Here is a 14791-nt window from a genome sequence, read left to right as displayed (position 1 = left end):
GGTGGTTTGAGTGCCGGTGGCCGTCAGGCCACCGGAAGGCCGAGCAACGCGGGGTCGCCTCGGCCCAGGCGGAACAGCACCGGCTCGTCCGTCGTCAGGTCGACCACCGTGGTCGGCTCGCGCGGGCAGGCGCCGGCATCGACCACCGCCTGCACCCGGCCGGCGAAACGCTCGCGGATCTCGTCGGGGTCGTTCAGCGGTTCGGTCTCGCCCGGTGCGATCAGCGTCGTCGACAGCAGCGGCTCGCCGAAGATGTCGAGCAGCTGCTGCAGCATCTTGTGGTCGGGCACGCGCAGGCCGATGGTGCGGCGCGACGGGTGCGAGACGCGCCGCGGCACTTCCTTGGTCGCTTCGAGGATGAAGGTGAACGGGCCCGGCGTCGCGTGCTTCATCAGCCGGTACTGCCGGTTGTCGACACGGGCGTAGCTGGCCAGTTCCGACAGGTCGCGGCACAGCAGCGTCAGGTGGTGCTTGTCGTCGACGCCGCGGATGCGCCGCAGGTTCTCGGCCGCGTTCTTGTCGTCGAGGTGGCACACCAGCGCATAGCTCGAATCGGTGGGCACCGCGGCGATGCCTCCGCCGTGCAGGATCTGCGCGGCCTGCTTCAGCAGGCGCTGCTGCGGGTTGTCGGGATGGACTTCGAAGAGTTGCGGCATGGGCCGCGATGCTAATCCGCGATCGTGTCGGCCGCCACTGTCGATGTCGCGGGGTGCGACGCGGTCTTTCGCATGTTCAGCCACGCGCTCGCGGCACCGCACACCGCGATCACGCCCATGCCGACCCAGGCCCAGCCGTCGGGCACGTAGCGGAACACCACCCAGCTGACCGCCGCCGCGACGCCGATCTGCAGGTAGATGAACGGCATCAGCGTGGCCGTCGGCGCGAGGCCCAGCGCGAGGATCAGGAACAGGTGGCCGACGGTGCCGAGCGCGCCGATCGCCAGCAGCAGCGCGAGCTGCCGCGGCGGCGCGGCCAGCAGCGTGCCGTCGGTGTCGATCGCACTGAAGAACAGCAGCGGCGTCAGCACCAGCGCGCCGGTCAGGCCGGTGTAGAAGTGCGTGGTGTACGGGCTCTCCAGCGCCGACAGTTTGCTCGTCAGCACCTGGAAGCTGGCGTAGGTCAGCGCGCCGGCCAGCGGGAACAGCACCGCCCAGCCGAACAGGCCGCTGCCGGGGCGGATCACGATGACGGCGCCGGCGAACGCGGCGCACACCAGCGCCCAGCGCGGCGCCGACACGCGCTCGTGCAGCACCCAGGCGGCCAGCAGCGTCACCACCACCGGCGTCAGCATGTTGATCGCGGTGAACTCGGCAACCGGCATGCGCTGCACGCCGAAGAAGCTCAGCGCGCTGGTGGCCAGCAGCAGCGCGCCGCGCGCCAGCTGGAAGCGCGGGTGCTCGGTGCGGAAACCCGCGGTCTTCGAGCGCACAAGGAAACGCAGGGCCGTTCCCAAGTTTCCTTGTCCCCCTCGGGGGGCCTGACGCGAAGCGGCAGATTCGGGGGTCAACATCAGCCACAGGCCCATCGACACCGCCTGGAACGCGTAGCGTGCCCACAGGATCAGCAGCACCGGCAGGAAGGCGCCGAGGTACTTGATCGTGGTGTCCATCGTCGCGAAGCACAGCGCGGCCAGCGCGATCAGCGCGATGCCCCGGGCAGGGCGGTGTCCCTTCACGACAGCAGGCTCACGACGGCAACAGCACCCGCTCGGCCAGCGCTTCCCACACCGGCGACAGCTGCCCCGGCAACGGCGGCAGCGTGCCCAGGTCGACGTGGCTCTCGTCCGGACTGTGGAAATCGGAGCCGCGAGACGCCAGCAGCTCGAACTCGAGCGCCATGTCGGCGTACTTGATGAAGTCGGCGCCCGAGTGGCTGCCGGTGATGACCTCGACCGCGCGACCGCCGTGCGCCTTGAATTCGGTGAAGAGCGCGTACTCCTCGTTCGCAGTGAACTTGTAGCGCCCGGGGTGCGCGATCACCGCAATGCCCTGTGCCTCGCGGATCCAGCGCACCGCGTCGCCGAGCTTCGCCCAGCGGTGCGGCACGAAGCCCGGCTTGCCTTCGACGAGGAACTTGCGGAACACCTCGTGCGTGTCCTGGCAGACGCCGCTCTCGACCAGGTGCCGAGCGAAGTGGGTGCGCGAGATCAGCTCCGGGTTGCCGACGTATTTCAGCGCGCCTTCGTAGGCCCCGGCGATGCCGACCTGCGCCAGGCCGGCCGCCATCTCGCGGGCGCGTTCCTCGCGGCCGCCGCGGGTTGCGGCCAGGCCGGCGGCGAGCTGCGCATCGCCGGCATCGAAGCCGAGCCCGACGATGTGCACTGTCAGGCCGGCAAAGGTCACCGAGATCTCGGCGCCGGTCAGGTAGGGCAGGCCCAGCGCCAGCGCCGCCGCCCGGGCGCGCTGCAGGCCGCCGATCTCGTCGTGGTCGGTCAGCGCCCACAGCTCGACGCCGTTGGCCTTCGCACGCGCCGCGAGCTCCTCGGGCTGCAGCGTGCCGTCCGACACGACGGAATGGCAGTGCAGGTCGGCGTTGGTCCAGACAGCAGGTTGGCTCACCCGCCGATTGTAAGGATCAGCCCCGGCAGCGGCGTTGAAGGGGTTACGGCACGACGCGCAGCACGCGGCCGGGGTTGTTGTCGGTCAGCAGATAAAGCAAGCCGTCCGGCCCCTGGCGCACGTCGCGGATGCGCTCGTGCAAGTCGGTCAGCAGCCGCTCTTCCTTGACGACCTTGTCGCCGTCGAGCTGCAGCCGCACCAGCATCTGGCCGGCCAGCGCGCCGACGAACAGGCTGCCCTTCCAGCCGGCGTAGCGATCGCTGGTCAGGAAGGCCATGCCGCTCGGCGCGATCGACGGCACCCAGTACGTCAGCGGCTGCTCCATCCCGGCCTTGGCCTTGCCTTCGCCGATCGCAGCGCAGCTGCCGTACTCGCAGCCGTAGGTGATCACCGGCCAGCCGTAGTTCTTGCCGGCCATGTCGAGGTTGACCTCGTCGCCGCCCTGCGGCCCGTGCTCGTGCGTCCACAGCGCACCGGTCCACGGGTTCAGCGCGGCCCCTTGCATGTTGCGGTGGCCGATGCTCCACAGTTCGGGCCGCGCGCCGGCCGCCCTGGCGAACGGGTTGTCGGCCGGCACGCCGCCGTCGGCGTCGATGCGCACCACCTTGCCGAGGTGGTTGCCGAGGTTCTGCGCATCGTCGCGTCGCAGGTAGCGGTCGCCGAGCGTGACGAACAGCCGGCCGCTGCGGTCGAACACCAGCCGCGAGCCGAAATGCGCGGTGCTTTTCACCTTCGGCAGCTGCCGGAAGATCACGCTGACCTCGGTCAGCCGCTCGCCCTGCAGCCGGCCGCGCGCGACCGCGGTGCCGTTCTTGTCGGCCTCGCTGCGGCTGCCGGCTTCGGCATAGCTCCAGTAGACGAGCCCGTTGCTCGCGAACTTCGGGTCGAGCGCGACATCGAGCAACCCGCCCTGGCTGCGCGCATCGACCGCCGGCAGGCCTTGCAGCGGCTCGCCGAGCCGGCCGTCGGCGGCGACGATGCGCAGGCGGCCCGGCCGCTCGGTGACCAGCATGCGGCCATCCGGCAGGAAGGCCAGGCCCCACGGGTTCTCCAGCCCGGTGGCGACCGGCACGACCTCGATCGCGTGCGCGGCGCTGGCCGCCATGCTCATCGCCACCGACATCGCGACGACCAGCGCCGCCCGCCTCATCGCGTTCATCCCGCCCCTTCCACGACCATCTGCACCCGCTGCTGGCCGTTGTACTCGTCGACGCGCAGCTGGTACGCCAGCCGCACCCGCGCGCCGACGGGCTCGGTGTGGCCGAACCAGATCGCGTCGCGCAGCGCGCCGGCATGCCGCACCGACAGCTTCAGGTGCTTTTCTGCGACGAGCCGCTGCGACACCACCTCGACCTCGTCGCAGAACAGCGGTGGCTCGAAGGCCTGGCCCCAGACCTGCGCATCGAGCGAGCGCACCGTCTCGGCATTGAAGTACTCGGCCGGCAGCGGCCCGTCGGTCAGCAGCGTGCGCGACAGCGTCGCCGCATCGAGCCATTCGTGCGCGACCTGCTGCAGCGCGCCGTCGAAGGTGTCGAAATCCTCCTCGGCCAGCGTGCAGCCGGCCGCCATCGCATGCCCGCCGAAGCGCTTGAGCACGCCGGGGTGGCGCTTGGTGACGAGGTCGAGCGCGTCGCGCAGGTGGAAGCCGGGGATCGAGCGGCCCGAGCCCTTCAGCAGCCCGTCCTGGCCGAGCGCGAACACGAAGGTCGGCCGGTGCAGCCGGTCCTTCAGCCGACCGGCGACGATGCCGACCACGCCTTCGTGGAACTCCGGGTCGTAGAGGGCCAGCGCGGGCGGCGCATCGCCTTCGGGCATCAGCGTCTCGAGCATGGCCTCGGCCTGCTCGCGCATGCCGGCCTCGACCTCGCGGCGTTCGCGGTTGATGGTGTCCAGCGTCTGCGCGAGCTGCGCGGCGCGCGCCGGGTCGTCGGTCAGCAGGCATTCGATGCCGAGCGACATGTCCGACAGCCGGCCGGCCGCATTGATGCGCGGGCCGAGCGCGAAGCCGAAGTCGAAGCCGCTGGCACGCGATGCATCGCGCCCGGCAGCGCTGAACAGCGCGGCGATGCCCGCATGCATGCGGCCGCTGCGGATGCGCCGCAGGCCCTGGGCGACCAGCCGGCGGTTGTTCGCATCGAGCCGCACCACGTCGGCCACGGTGCCGAGCGCCACCAGGTCGAGCAGCGCGTCGAGCCGCGGCTGCTGTTCGGCGCTGAAGGCCCCGCGCACGCGCAGCTCGCTGCGCAGCGCGAGCAGCACGTAGAACATCACGCCGACGCCCGCCAGGTTCTTGCTCGGGAAGCCGCAGCCGGGCTGGTTCGGGTTGACGATCACGCTCGCGTCCGGCAGCACGATCTGCTCGCCTTCCTTCGCCGGCAGGTGGTGGTCGGTGACCAGCACGTCGAGGCCGAGCGCGCGGGCGTGCGCGACGCCGGCGAGGCTCGCGATGCCGTTGTCGACGGTGAGCAGCAGGTCGGGCCGGCGGTCGGGCCCTTGGCCGAGCGCCAGGTCGACGATGGTCGGCGTCAGCCCGTAGCCGTGCACCGCGCGGTCGGGCACCACGTGCTGCAGCGTGCCGGGCGCCGCGCCGAGCAGCGCGAGCCCGCGCAATGCCACCGCGCAGGCGGTGGCGCCGTCGCAGTCGTAGTCGGCCACCACGCAGATGCGCTTGCGCGCCGCGATGGCATCGGCCAGCAGCACCGCGGCGGCTGGCGCGCCGAGCAGCTCGGTCGGCGGGATCAGGCGGGCCAGGCCGTCATCGAGTTCGTCGTTGCTGCGCACGCCGCGCGCCGCGAACAGCTGGGCCAGCAGCGGGTGCACGCCGGCCTGCTCCAGCGCCCACACGCTGCGCGGCGGCGCGTCGCGGCGCGAGATCCGCAGGTCGGCCATCACAGCGCCTCCAGCAGCGCCAGCGGCGACGCGCCGCCGAAGCGACGTGCCATCCGGGCGAGCCAGCCCTGCGACTGCGCCTGCAGCCGCTGCGCGAAGCGCTCGCCGCACAGCGTCAGCGACACCGCCTCGCCGGCGTCGTGGCGGGCCAGCAACTCGCGCACCGGGCCGGCATCGAGCGCGCGCCAGGCCTCGGCCCAGTCGCCCCAGTTCTCGCCCAGCAGCGGCGCGCGCAGGCGGTGGTCGATGACGAGATCGGGCGTGGCCGCGGCTTGCTGGCGGCGCCCGCAGCCGCTGAGCCAGAACGAGTTGACCGGCATCATGCTCATCTCGGCCCGGTGGTCGTTCTCCGGCTGCTGGTACAGCATCATCTGCACCTCGTTCTGCAGCCGGCGGATCGCCTTGGCCTGCGGATGGTCGGGCATCCACAGGTCGAGGTTGCGGCCGATCACCCGTTCGAGCGATGCGGTCGGCAGGCCGTCGAGCGATGCGTGCGATGCATACCAGCGCAGCGGCGAGCCCCAGGTCAGCTGCCAGCCTTCGCTCTCGAACAGCGGCCGCACCGCTTCGAACAGCGCGTGCGATTCCCGTGCGCTGAGCCGCAGCAGCTCCGGGTAGCCGACGCTGACGTGCTCGGCACCCACATGCCAGTGCACCGGCGTCAACAGGCCCCAGGGCGCGTCGCCGACCGGCACGCCGTCGGCCGCGGCGGCCTGCGCGGCCCACGGCAGGCAGCCGTCGGCACCGTGCCAGCCCAGCAGTTGCGCCTGCGCCTGCTCGGCCGGCGTGCTCAGCGAATACTCGTCGCTGCCCAGTTTCTCGGTGGGCACCATGCGCGGCAGCAGGCGCTGCAGGTGGGGGAGGGCCAGGCCGCGCTGGGCCGGCAGGCCAGCCTCCGAGAGCGTGCTGGCGTAGGGGATCAACAAGTGCATCGGGCGATTATCGGATGGCGCGGCGTCACCGGCCCGTCATGCCCTTGCCACTGCCACGTCACGCCCGGCTGCGAAGCTGGGCGTCCATGCAACGAGACGCCTTTCTTCGTGCCTGGACCGTCCCGCAGGAGCCGCCGCCCGGCGCCGAGGACGAACCGACCGCGCACCGCCTGCGCTACCGCAGCGTGTGGATCTCGGACCTGCACCTGGGCACGCCCGGCTGCCGTGCCGATGCGCTGCTCGACTTCCTGCGCCACGTCGAGAGCGACACGCTGTTCCTGGTCGGCGACATCGTCGACGGCTGGCAATTGCGGCGCCACTGGTACTGGCCGCAGTCGCACAACGACGTGGTGCAGAAGCTGCTGCGCAAGGCGCGCAAGGGCACGCGCGTCGTCTTCGTCCCGGGCAACCACGACGAGTTCGCGCGCCGATACGTCGGACACGAGTTCGGCGGCATCGAGGTCGCCGAGGAGTGGGTGCACGAGACCGCCGACGGCCGGCGGCTGTGGATCCTGCACGGCGACCTGTTCGACGGCGTCATCCAGTGCGCCAAGTGGCTCGCCCACGTCGGCGACACGCTCTACGAGTTCACGCTGAAGCTGAACCGTCACCTGAACTCGCTGCGCGCGCGCATGGGCCTGCCGTACTGGAGCCTGTCGAAATACCTGAAGCTGAAGGTCAAGCGGGCCGTCAGCTTCATCGGCGACTTCGAGAACGCGGTGGCCCGCGAGGCGCGCCGCCGCGGCATGCACGGCGTCGTCTGCGGGCACATCCACCATGCCGAGCTGCGCGAGATCGACGGCATCACCTATGCGAACGACGGCGACTGGGTCGAGAGCCTGACCGCGCTGGTCGAGCATGCGGACGGGCGGCTCGAGATCATCGACTGGGCGCAGCAGCTGCGCGATCGCGAGCCGCAGGCGACGGCGACCGCGCCCGCCGTCGCGGAGGCCGCATGAGGATCCTGCTGGTCACCGATGCATGGAAGCCGCAGGTCAACGGCGTCGTCACGACGCTGGTCGAGCTGCAGCAGGGGCTGACCGCGCTCGGCCACCAGGTGCTGATGATCGAGCCGTCGGGCTTCAGGCGCTTCGCCTGCCCGGGCTACCGCGAGATCGAACTCGCGTGGAGGCCGGGGCGCGAGGTGGCGCGGCGCATCGACGATGCCGCGCTTCACGATGGTGGCATCGATGCGATCCACATCGCGACCGAAGGACCGCTCGGCGGCGCCGCGCGTGCGCACTGCATCCGGCGCGGGCTCGCGTTCACGACGGCGTTCCACACCCGCTTCCCCGAGATCCTGGCGCGGGCGCTGCACCTGCCGGAGCGCTGGGGCTATGCCTGGTTCCGCCGCTTCCATGCGAAGTCGAGCGGCATCATGGTGCCGACCGCCGGCATGTTCGACATCCTGCAGGGCTATGGATTCACGCCGCTGCGGCGCTGGTCGCATGGCGTCGACCTGGGACTGTTCGAGCCGGTGCCGGGCGCCGACCTCGGGTTGCCGCGGCCGGTGTTCCTGCATGTCGGCCGGCTCAGCTACGAGAAGAACCTGGAGGCCTTCCTCGACCTCGACCTGCCGGGCTCGAAGATCGTCTACGGCGTCGGGCCGCTGCAGGAGCGGCTGCAGCGCGAGTACCCGCAGGTGCACTGGCGCGGCGTGGTCGACCGCAGCGAGCTGGCGCGCATCTACAGCGCCGCCGACGTGTTCGTGTTCCCCGGCCGCTCCGAAACCTTCGGGCTGGTGATGCTGGAGGCGCTGGCCTGCGGCACGCCGGTCGCCGCCTACCCGGTGGCCGGGCCGCTGGACGTGGTCGCGCCGCAGCGCGACGGGCGCGATGGCGGCGTGTTGCACGACGATCTGCGCACGGCGGCACTGCAGGCGCTGGAGATCCCGCGCGATCGGGCCCGCGAGCGCGCGCTGCAGTTCGGCTGGGAGCCGGTGTGCCGCGAGTTCCTCGGCCACCTGGTGCCGGCCGCGCCGGGCGCTGACCTGGCTGTCACGAAACCGACGCAAAACCTTCATAAACTCGTCGGATGACCCCGCCGACCGCCGCTTCGCCGGCACCGCTGATGCCGGCGCTGCTGAACCGTGAAAGCGCCATCCTGGAGTTCAACCGCCGCGTGCTGGCCCAGGCCCGGCGCGACGACGTGCCGCTGCTGGAGCGGCTGCGCTACATCTGCATCGTGTCGTCCAACATGGACGAGTTCTTCGAGGTGCGCTTCGCCGACTACATCGAGGCGGTGCGCCAGCCCGGCGCCGGCGTCTCGGCGCGCGACCTGGCGACGGTGGCCGCCGAGGCCCACCTGCTGATCGACGACCAGTACCGCTGCTTCAACGACGAGGTGATGCCGGCGCTGAAGCAGCAGGGCATCCAGATCCTGAACCACAGCGACCGCAACGAGGCCCAGCGGCGCTGGGTCGACGCCTTCTTCCAGCGCCAGGTGCGCCCGTTGCTGGTGCCGGTGGGGCTGGACCCGTCGCACCCGTTCCCGCAGGTCGCGAACAAATCGCTGAACTTCATCGTGCGGCTGGGCGGCAAGGACGCGTTCGGGCGCGAGAACACGATCGCGATCGTCAAGGTCCCGCGCGTGCTGCCGCGCGTGATCCGGCTGCCGGACGACATCGCCGGCGGCGGCCAGGCCTTCGTGCTGCTGACCAGCGTGATCCGCGCCCACCTGGCCGAGCTGTTCCCTGGCCGCGAGGTCGAGGCGTTCTCGCAGTTCCGGCTGACGCGCGACTCGGACCTGGCGATCGACGAAGAAGACGTCGCCAACCTGCGGCAGGCGCTGCGCTCGGGGCTGACGACGCGCCACTTCGGCCAGGCGGTGCGGCTGGAGGTGGTGAACACCTGCCCGCCGGAGCTGTCGGAGTTCTTGCTGTTGCAGTTCGCGTTGCCGCAGGCGGCGCTGTACCACGTGAACGGGCCGGTCAACCTGGTGCGGCTGAACGCGCTGATCGACGCCGCCGATGCGCCGGCGCTGCGCTTCGCGCAGCACGACGCGCCGTGGCCGGCCGGGCTGTCGCGCGACCATTCGATCTTCGAGCGGCTGCGCCATGGCGATGTGCTGATGCACCACCCGTTCGAATCGTTCGAGCCGGTGGTGCAGTTCCTGCGCGAGGCGGTCGAAGACCCCGACGTTCTCGCGATCAAGCAGACGATCTACCGCACCGGCAGCGAGTCGCCGCTGATGGACCTGCTGATCGACGCGGCGCGGCGCGGCAAGGAGGTGATGGCCGTCGTCGAGCTGAAGGCGCGCTTCGACGAAGAGGCGAACATCAATTGGGCCGAGCGGCTGGAGGCGGTGGGCGCGCAGGTGGTGTACGGCATCGTCGGGTTGAAGACGCACGCGAAGCTGCTGCTGGTGACCCGGCGCGAAGAGGGCAGGCTGCGGCGCTACGGCCACCTGTCGACCGGCAACTACAACCCGAAGACCGCGCGGCTGTACACCGACGTCGGCTGCCTGACGGCCGATGCCGAGATGACCGCCGACATCGACACGGTGTTCCAGCAGCTCGCGAGCCTGGGCAAGATGCGGCCGCTGCGCCAGCTGCTGCAGGCGCCGTTCACGCTGCACAAGCAGATGCTCGCGCACATCCACCAGGTGGCCGATGCGGCGCGAGCGGGGCGGCCGGCGCGCATCGTCGTGAAGATCAATGCGCTGACCGATGTGCCGCTGATCGAGGCGCTGGTCGCTGCCGGCCAGGCCGGCGCCGACATCGACCTGATCGTGCGCGGCGCCTGCATGCTGCCGCCGGGCATCCCGGGCCGCACCGACCGCATCCGCGTGCGCTCGGTGGTCGGCCGGCTGCTGGAGCATTCGCGGGTGCTGTACTTCCGCTGGGGCGAGGGCGAGGCGGACGAGGCCTTGTTCTTGTCGAGCGCCGACTGGATGGGGCGCAACATGTTCCGCCGCATCGAGGTGGCCTGGCCGGTGCGCAGCGCCGCGCTGCGCCAGCGCGTCATCGACGAATGCCTGGTGCCCTACCTGCACGACGGCCAGGACGCGTGGTCCCTGCAGTCGGACGGCAGCTACCAGCGCATCGGCACCGAAGGTCCGAGCGCGCAGCAGGCACTGATGCGGTTGATGACGGCGAAGCCATCCGGAGCGGGGTGATCGACATGGACCTGATCCTGTGGCGCCATGCGGAAGCGCACGTGTTGCGCGAGGGCCAAGGCGACCTCGAGCGCGCGTTGACGCCAAAGGGCGAGCGCCAGGCGCAGCGCATGGCCGAGTGGCTGAACCAGCGGCTCGCGCATTCGACGCGCATCCTGGTCAGCCCCGCGGTGCGCACGCAGCAGACCGCGAAGGCGCTCGACAAATCGTTCAAGACCGTGCCGGTGCTGGCGCCCGAGGCCACGGCAGAGGCGGTGCTGAAGGTCGCGCGCTGGCCCGATGCGACCGAACCGGTGCTGGTGATCGGCCACCAGCCGACGCTGGGCCAGGTGGCGGCGCTGCTGCTGAGCGGCCAGCCGCAGGCCTGGTCGATCAAGAAGGGCGCGGTGTGGTGGTTCCGACGGCGCGACCGCGAAGGTGTCGTCGACACCGTGCTGCAGGCGGTGCAGGCGCCGGACTGCTTGTAACGTCGGCGGTCAGGGCCGTGGTCAGACCGGGAAGGCGGGCAACTCTTCCAGTGCGGACAGCATCCCGTTGAGACGCTCGGAAGCTGGGCCGCCGACATCCGAGGGTGGCGCACCGAGCATCACGTGCTGCAGCTGAAACTCCGGCAGAAGCGCGGTTGTGGGAAGCCGCTCCTGGCTCACCGTGTGGTCCCCGACCTTGATCGGATGGCGGCTGTGCGGAGCGCCAACCGGCCGCCGCCGCCTCACATCATCAACTGCAGTTCCAGTTCCAGCGGATCCATCGGCGGGAACTCGCTGACCTCGATCACTTCGGCGTTCTCGACATCGGGCCCGGCCGCGATCATCGCGTCGAGCCGGGTCAGGTTGTCGAGGAACAGCTTGAGCCAGTTCGCGAACTTCACATCGTCGAGTTGCGCGACCGGTGCGCTGGCCAGTTGCAGCACGCTGCCGGTCGATTCATGCCAGCGCAGCGCCGACGTGAAGCCTTCGGCATCGGTGCGGTCGGTGCTGGCCTGCCAGCGGTCTTCGCCGTGCCGATCGCGCAGATGATCGAGGCCGAAGGGCATCGTGCCGGCTTCGGCGAACAGGTGGATGCGGGATTCGTCGGGCTCGTGCAGCAGGCTCACGACGTACTTGCCGTCGACCACCAGCTGCAGGTGGCCTTCGCCGTCGAACTCGAAGTGCGTGCCGCCGACGCGACGCGCGAAGCCGTCCACCAGGTTCTTCAGGATGTTGCTCATGGATCGATGTTCATGCCGAGGGATTCGGTGCGGACTGAGTGGCCTGACGCCGCCGCCGGTTCCGGTCCCGGCGCCAGACATTCGTACCCGTGATGGGTGTGTCAACGCAGTTGGCAGTTGTTGACTTTTCGAGTGGGCGACCTGTGCGGCAATTCCTTACGTCACGTGACAACCTGAGCCGATAGTCGTCGGGTGCAGTGACGCATCACGCACACAACGATTGATGAGGTCCTCATGCCCTGGTTGGATGCCGAAAAAATTGCCGCTGTTGTTCTCGCCGCCGCGCTCGGCGGCTTCGCTGCAGGACAAGCGTGGGCGCAGGTCGACGAGCCGATCCGGCCGATCCCGCTCGATGTCCGGCTCGATGCGCGCAAGGTGGCGCTCGGCGACCGCCTGTTCCACGACAAGCGCCTGTCCGGCGACGACACCATCGCCTGCGCCAGCTGCCATTCGCTGGAGCGCGGCGGCGTCGATGGCCGCGTCAGCGCCATCGGCATCGGGGGCGCGGTGGGTCCGATCAACGTGCCCACGGTGTTGAACAGCGGCTTCAACTTCCGCCAGTTCTGGGACGGCCGCGCGGCGTCGCTGGAAGAACAGGCGGCCGGCCCGGTCCACAACCCGAAGGAAATGGGCAGCAACTGGTCGCAGGTGATCGAGAAGCTGTCGCGCGACAAGAGCCTGGTGTCGGCCTTCGGCGAGTCGTACCGCGACGGGCTGAAGCCGCGCAACATCCAGGATGCGATCGCGGTGTTCGAGCGCTCGCTGACGACGCCGAATGCGCGCTTCGACAAGTACCTGCGCGGCGACATGACGGCGCTGCACCGCGACGAACTGCAAGGCTACCGGCTGTTCAAGAGCTACGGTTGCGTGGCCTGCCACCAGGGCGTGAACGTCGGCGGCAACATGTTCCAGGTGTTCGGCGTGATGGGCGACTACTTCGCCGGCCGCGGCGAGCCGACCGGCGCCGACATGGGTCGCTACAACGTGACGCACAACGAGGCGGACCGGCACATGTTCAAGGTGCCCAGCCTGCGCAACGTCGCGCTCACGGCGCCGTACTTCCACGACGGCTCGGCCCGCACGCTCGACGATGCGGTGGACACGATGTTCCGCTACCAGCTTGGGCGACCCGCTCCGCAGCAGGACAAGGCACTGATCGTGAAGTTCCTGTACACGCTCACCGGCGAGCTTCGCGGCCGCTCGCTCGAGCCCCGCACCCAACCTTGAACGAGCGAGCTCCCATGATCACGATGAACAAGAGAACCTGGGTGAACCTGCTGGTCGGCGCCGGGCTGGCCCTGGTGCTGGCGCTGCTGGTGGACAAGACCTCGGATGTAAACCACGCCGAATACGGCGAGATCAGCTCGCTGCTGCGCCAGCTCAAGCAGATCGATGCCGAATGGAACGTCGACGTGCTGCGCTCGAAGACCGGCCTGAACGCGAGCTACGACCCGGTTGCGAGCCCGTTGCCGGTGATCGAATCGCTCGACGACCTGCTGCGCAGCAAGACCAACCTGTTCTGGAGCGGTCGCGGCGACAGCGGCGCGCGCATCGTGCCGCTGCTCGACAACTACCGGCAGCTGATGGCGTCCAAGGTCGAGCTGATCGACCGCTTCAAGTCGCAACATTCGATCCTGCGCAACTCCACCCGCTACCTGCCGTCGGCGGCCGCGGAAGTGCTGGCCGCGGGGCCGGCCGCCGAACGCGACGGGCTGATCCAGGCGGTCGACCGCGTTCTGGTCGACACGCTTGTCTACACCGACACGCCCGACGCCGGCCTGGTCGCCCGTGTCGACGACAGCATCGCCCACCTGCGCAAGCTCGCCAAGGCGCTGCCGGACGCCACGGCCGAGCGCATTGCGGGTTACGCGGCCCATGCCGAGACGGTGGTGCGCCAGCAGCAGCTGGGCGACAGGCTGCTGAAGCAGCTGGCGGTGCTGCCGACGGCGCGCGCGCTGGACGAGCTGGCCGACATGAATGCGCTGGAGCACGAGAAGCTGCTGGTCTCGCAGCAGACCTGGCGCTGGGTGCTGGTGGCCTATTCGGCCGCGCTGCTGGTCGCACTCGGCTGGTTCGCGTGGCGCCTCGTCGCCAGCTACCGCCTGCTGGCGCGCGTCAACCTGGAGCTGACGCGCAGCCACGACGAGCTGAAGGAGTCGCAGGTCCACCTGGTGCAGTCCGAGAAGATGTCGGCCCTCGGGCAGATGGTGGCCGGCATCGCCCACGAGATCAACACGCCGCTCGCGTACGTCAAGGGCACGTTCGAGGTGCTGCGCGAGCAGGTCGTGCCGGTGGCGCAGCTGGCGGCCAACAGCGTGCAGTTCGCGCAGATGCTGCACCTGCCGAACGAGCAGCGCGACCGCGCGCAGTTGCAGACGGTGGCGAACCGGTTCGACAAGTCCACGCGGGAGGTCTCCGGCAGCCGCGTGATGGACGAGATGGGGCAGCTGCTGGCCGACGGCATCCACGGCATCGAGCAGATCTCGGAGATCGTCACGAACCTGAAGAACTTCAGCCGGCTCGACCGCGCGAAGGTCAGCGAGTTCGCGGTGCACGAGGGCCTGGAGAGCACGCTGCTGCTCGCGCGCAACCTGCTGAAGAACACGGTCGAGATCCGTCGCGAGCTGGCCTTCGACCTGCCGAAGATCCAGTGCTCGCCGTCGCAGATCAACCAGGTGTTCCTGAACATCATCACGAACGCGGTGCATGCGATGCCGGCGGAGCGCGCCGAACCCGGCGTGATCACGCTGCGCACCGCGCGCGAGGGCGACGACATGGTGCGCATCGAGATCCAGGACAACGGCAGCGGGATTCCGGCGAACGTGCTGCCGAAGATCTTCGACCCGTTCTACACCACCAAGCCGATCGGAAAAGGCACCGGCATGGGCCTGTCGATCTCGTTCAAGATCATCCAGGAGCACGGCGGCAAGATCCTCGTCGACACCGAGCCCGGTGTCGGCACCGTGTTCTCGATCCTGCTGCCGCTGGGCCCGCGCGAGCCGGAAAAATCCGACAAGGCCGCCAAAGCGGACAAGCCGGTCCTGCTGGCCGCCTGATCCCCGCGACCGCCCCCACCCGCCAACCCACCG

Annotated in this window: 13 protein-coding genes; 6 read left to right on the top strand and 7 right to left on the bottom strand. The window is 70.0% G+C overall.

Annotated features, from left to right (window positions below):
- Positions 1 to 23: 23 nt before the first annotated feature.
- The 6 genes from FHT26_RS16915 to FHT26_RS16890 are packed head-to-tail and all read right to left on the bottom strand — an operon-like array spanning position 24 to position 6379.
- Positions 24 to 656, bottom strand: a complete 633-nt coding sequence (locus tag FHT26_RS16915; RefSeq protein WP_168561278.1) for an L-threonylcarbamoyladenylate synthase — start codon at positions 654 to 656, stop codon at positions 24 to 26.
- Between the two features lie 11 nt (positions 657 to 667).
- Positions 668 to 1675: an EamA family transporter gene (locus FHT26_RS16910; RefSeq protein WP_168561277.1), complete on the bottom strand. Its 1008-nt coding sequence runs from the start codon at positions 1673 to 1675 to the stop codon at positions 668 to 670.
- A gap of 10 nt (positions 1676 to 1685) precedes the next feature.
- Positions 1686 to 2558 carry a 3',5'-nucleoside bisphosphate phosphatase gene (locus FHT26_RS16905; RefSeq protein ID WP_168561276.1) on the bottom strand — a complete coding sequence of 291 codons (873 nt, stop codon included), beginning with the start codon at positions 2556 to 2558 and terminating at the stop codon, positions 1686 to 1688.
- 43 nt (positions 2559 to 2601) lie between these two features.
- On the bottom strand, positions 2602 to 3717 hold the full coding sequence (locus tag FHT26_RS16900; RefSeq protein WP_490362794.1) for a PQQ-dependent sugar dehydrogenase: 1116 nt from the start codon (positions 3715 to 3717) through the stop codon (positions 2602 to 2604).
- Positions 3714 to 5438, bottom strand: coding sequence for a single-stranded-DNA-specific exonuclease RecJ (recJ, locus tag FHT26_RS16895; protein ID WP_168561419.1), 1725 nt, complete (start codon positions 5436 to 5438; stop codon positions 3714 to 3716). Before recJ ends, FHT26_RS16900 begins: the two co-directional genes overlap by 4 nt.
- Before the next feature lie 8 nt (positions 5439 to 5446).
- The gene (locus tag FHT26_RS16890; protein WP_168561275.1) at positions 5447 to 6379 is read right to left on the bottom strand and encodes a hypothetical protein; all 933 of its coding nucleotides are present in this window, start codon (positions 6377 to 6379) and stop codon (positions 5447 to 5449) included.
- An 86-nt stretch (positions 6380 to 6465) separates the two neighbouring features.
- Between FHT26_RS16890 and FHT26_RS16885 the strand changes: the two genes are divergently transcribed.
- The 4 genes from FHT26_RS16885 to sixA are packed head-to-tail and all read left to right on the top strand — an operon-like array spanning position 6466 to position 10962.
- Entirely contained in the window at positions 6466 to 7338 is an 873-nt protein-coding gene (locus tag FHT26_RS16885; protein WP_168561274.1) for a UDP-2,3-diacylglucosamine diphosphatase, read from the top strand.
- A complete protein-coding gene (locus tag FHT26_RS16880; RefSeq protein WP_168561273.1) occupies positions 7335 to 8417 on the top strand; it encodes a glycosyltransferase family 4 protein in 1083 nt (360 codons plus the stop codon). The genes FHT26_RS16885 and FHT26_RS16880 overlap by 4 nt, the downstream gene beginning before the upstream one ends.
- Complete coding sequence (ppk1, locus tag FHT26_RS16875) at positions 8414 to 10495, top strand: polyphosphate kinase 1 (protein WP_168561272.1); 2082 nt, start codon at positions 8414 to 8416, stop codon at positions 10493 to 10495. The genes FHT26_RS16880 and ppk1 overlap by 4 nt, the downstream gene beginning before the upstream one ends.
- 5 nt (positions 10496 to 10500) lie before the next feature.
- Positions 10501 to 10962, top strand: a complete 462-nt coding sequence (sixA, locus tag FHT26_RS16870; protein WP_168561271.1) for a phosphohistidine phosphatase SixA — start codon at positions 10501 to 10503, stop codon at positions 10960 to 10962.
- A 242-nt stretch (positions 10963 to 11204) separates the two neighbouring features.
- Here the strand turns inward: sixA and FHT26_RS16865 are convergent, their stop codons facing one another.
- Positions 11205 to 11702 (bottom strand): type III secretion system chaperone, encoded by a 498-nt coding sequence (locus FHT26_RS16865; RefSeq protein WP_168561270.1) that lies wholly within the window; start codon positions 11700 to 11702, stop codon positions 11205 to 11207.
- 234 nt (positions 11703 to 11936) lie between these two features.
- Here FHT26_RS16865 and FHT26_RS16860 point away from each other — a divergent pair, with 234 nt between their 5' ends.
- Together FHT26_RS16860 and FHT26_RS16855 are read left to right on the top strand one after the other, a co-directional pair.
- The gene (locus FHT26_RS16860) at positions 11937 to 12929 is read left to right on the top strand and encodes a cytochrome-c peroxidase (RefSeq protein WP_168561269.1); all 993 of its coding nucleotides are present in this window, start codon (positions 11937 to 11939) and stop codon (positions 12927 to 12929) included.
- A gap of 23 nt (positions 12930 to 12952) precedes the next feature.
- Complete coding sequence (locus FHT26_RS16855) at positions 12953 to 14758, top strand: DAHL domain-containing protein (protein WP_168561268.1); 1806 nt, start codon at positions 12953 to 12955, stop codon at positions 14756 to 14758.
- The last annotated feature ends 33 nt before the right edge of the window (positions 14759 to 14791 follow it).

This window comes from Rhizobacter sp. SG703 (genome assembly GCF_012275445.1).
GTDB lineage: Bacteria > Pseudomonadota > Gammaproteobacteria > Burkholderiales > Burkholderiaceae_C > Rhizobacter.
The sequence above is the reverse complement of the archived record's forward strand: the minus strand, read 5'-3'. Positions and strand labels throughout refer to the sequence as shown.

Bases quoted from the DNA above. Each gene is read 5' to 3' on its own strand.
- FHT26_RS16915 (WP_168561278.1), bottom strand. From the start codon at position 656: ATGCCGCAACTCTTCGAAGTCCATCCCGACAACCCGCAGCAGCGCCTG.
- FHT26_RS16900 (WP_490362794.1), bottom strand. From the start codon at position 3,717: ATGAACGCGATGAGGCGGGCGGCGCTGGTCGTCGCGATGTCGGTGGCG.
- FHT26_RS16890 (WP_168561275.1), bottom strand. From the start codon at position 6,379: ATGCACTTGTTGATCCCCTACGCCAGCACGCTCTCGGAGGCTGGCCTG.
- FHT26_RS16885 (WP_168561274.1), top strand. From the start codon at position 6,466: ATGCAACGAGACGCCTTTCTTCGTGCCTGGACCGTCCCGCAGGAGCCG.
- FHT26_RS16880 (WP_168561273.1), top strand. From the start codon at position 7,335: ATGAGGATCCTGCTGGTCACCGATGCATGGAAGCCGCAGGTCAACGGC.
- ppk1 (WP_168561272.1), top strand. From the start codon at position 8,414: ATGACCCCGCCGACCGCCGCTTCGCCGGCACCGCTGATGCCGGCGCTG.
- sixA (WP_168561271.1), top strand. From the start codon at position 10,501: ATGGACCTGATCCTGTGGCGCCATGCGGAAGCGCACGTGTTGCGCGAG.
- FHT26_RS16865 (WP_168561270.1), bottom strand. From the start codon at position 11,702: ATGAGCAACATCCTGAAGAACCTGGTGGACGGCTTCGCGCGTCGCGTC.
- FHT26_RS16860 (WP_168561269.1), top strand. From the start codon at position 11,937: ATGCCCTGGTTGGATGCCGAAAAAATTGCCGCTGTTGTTCTCGCCGCC.
- FHT26_RS16855 (WP_168561268.1), top strand. From the start codon at position 12,953: ATGAACAAGAGAACCTGGGTGAACCTGCTGGTCGGCGCCGGGCTGGCC.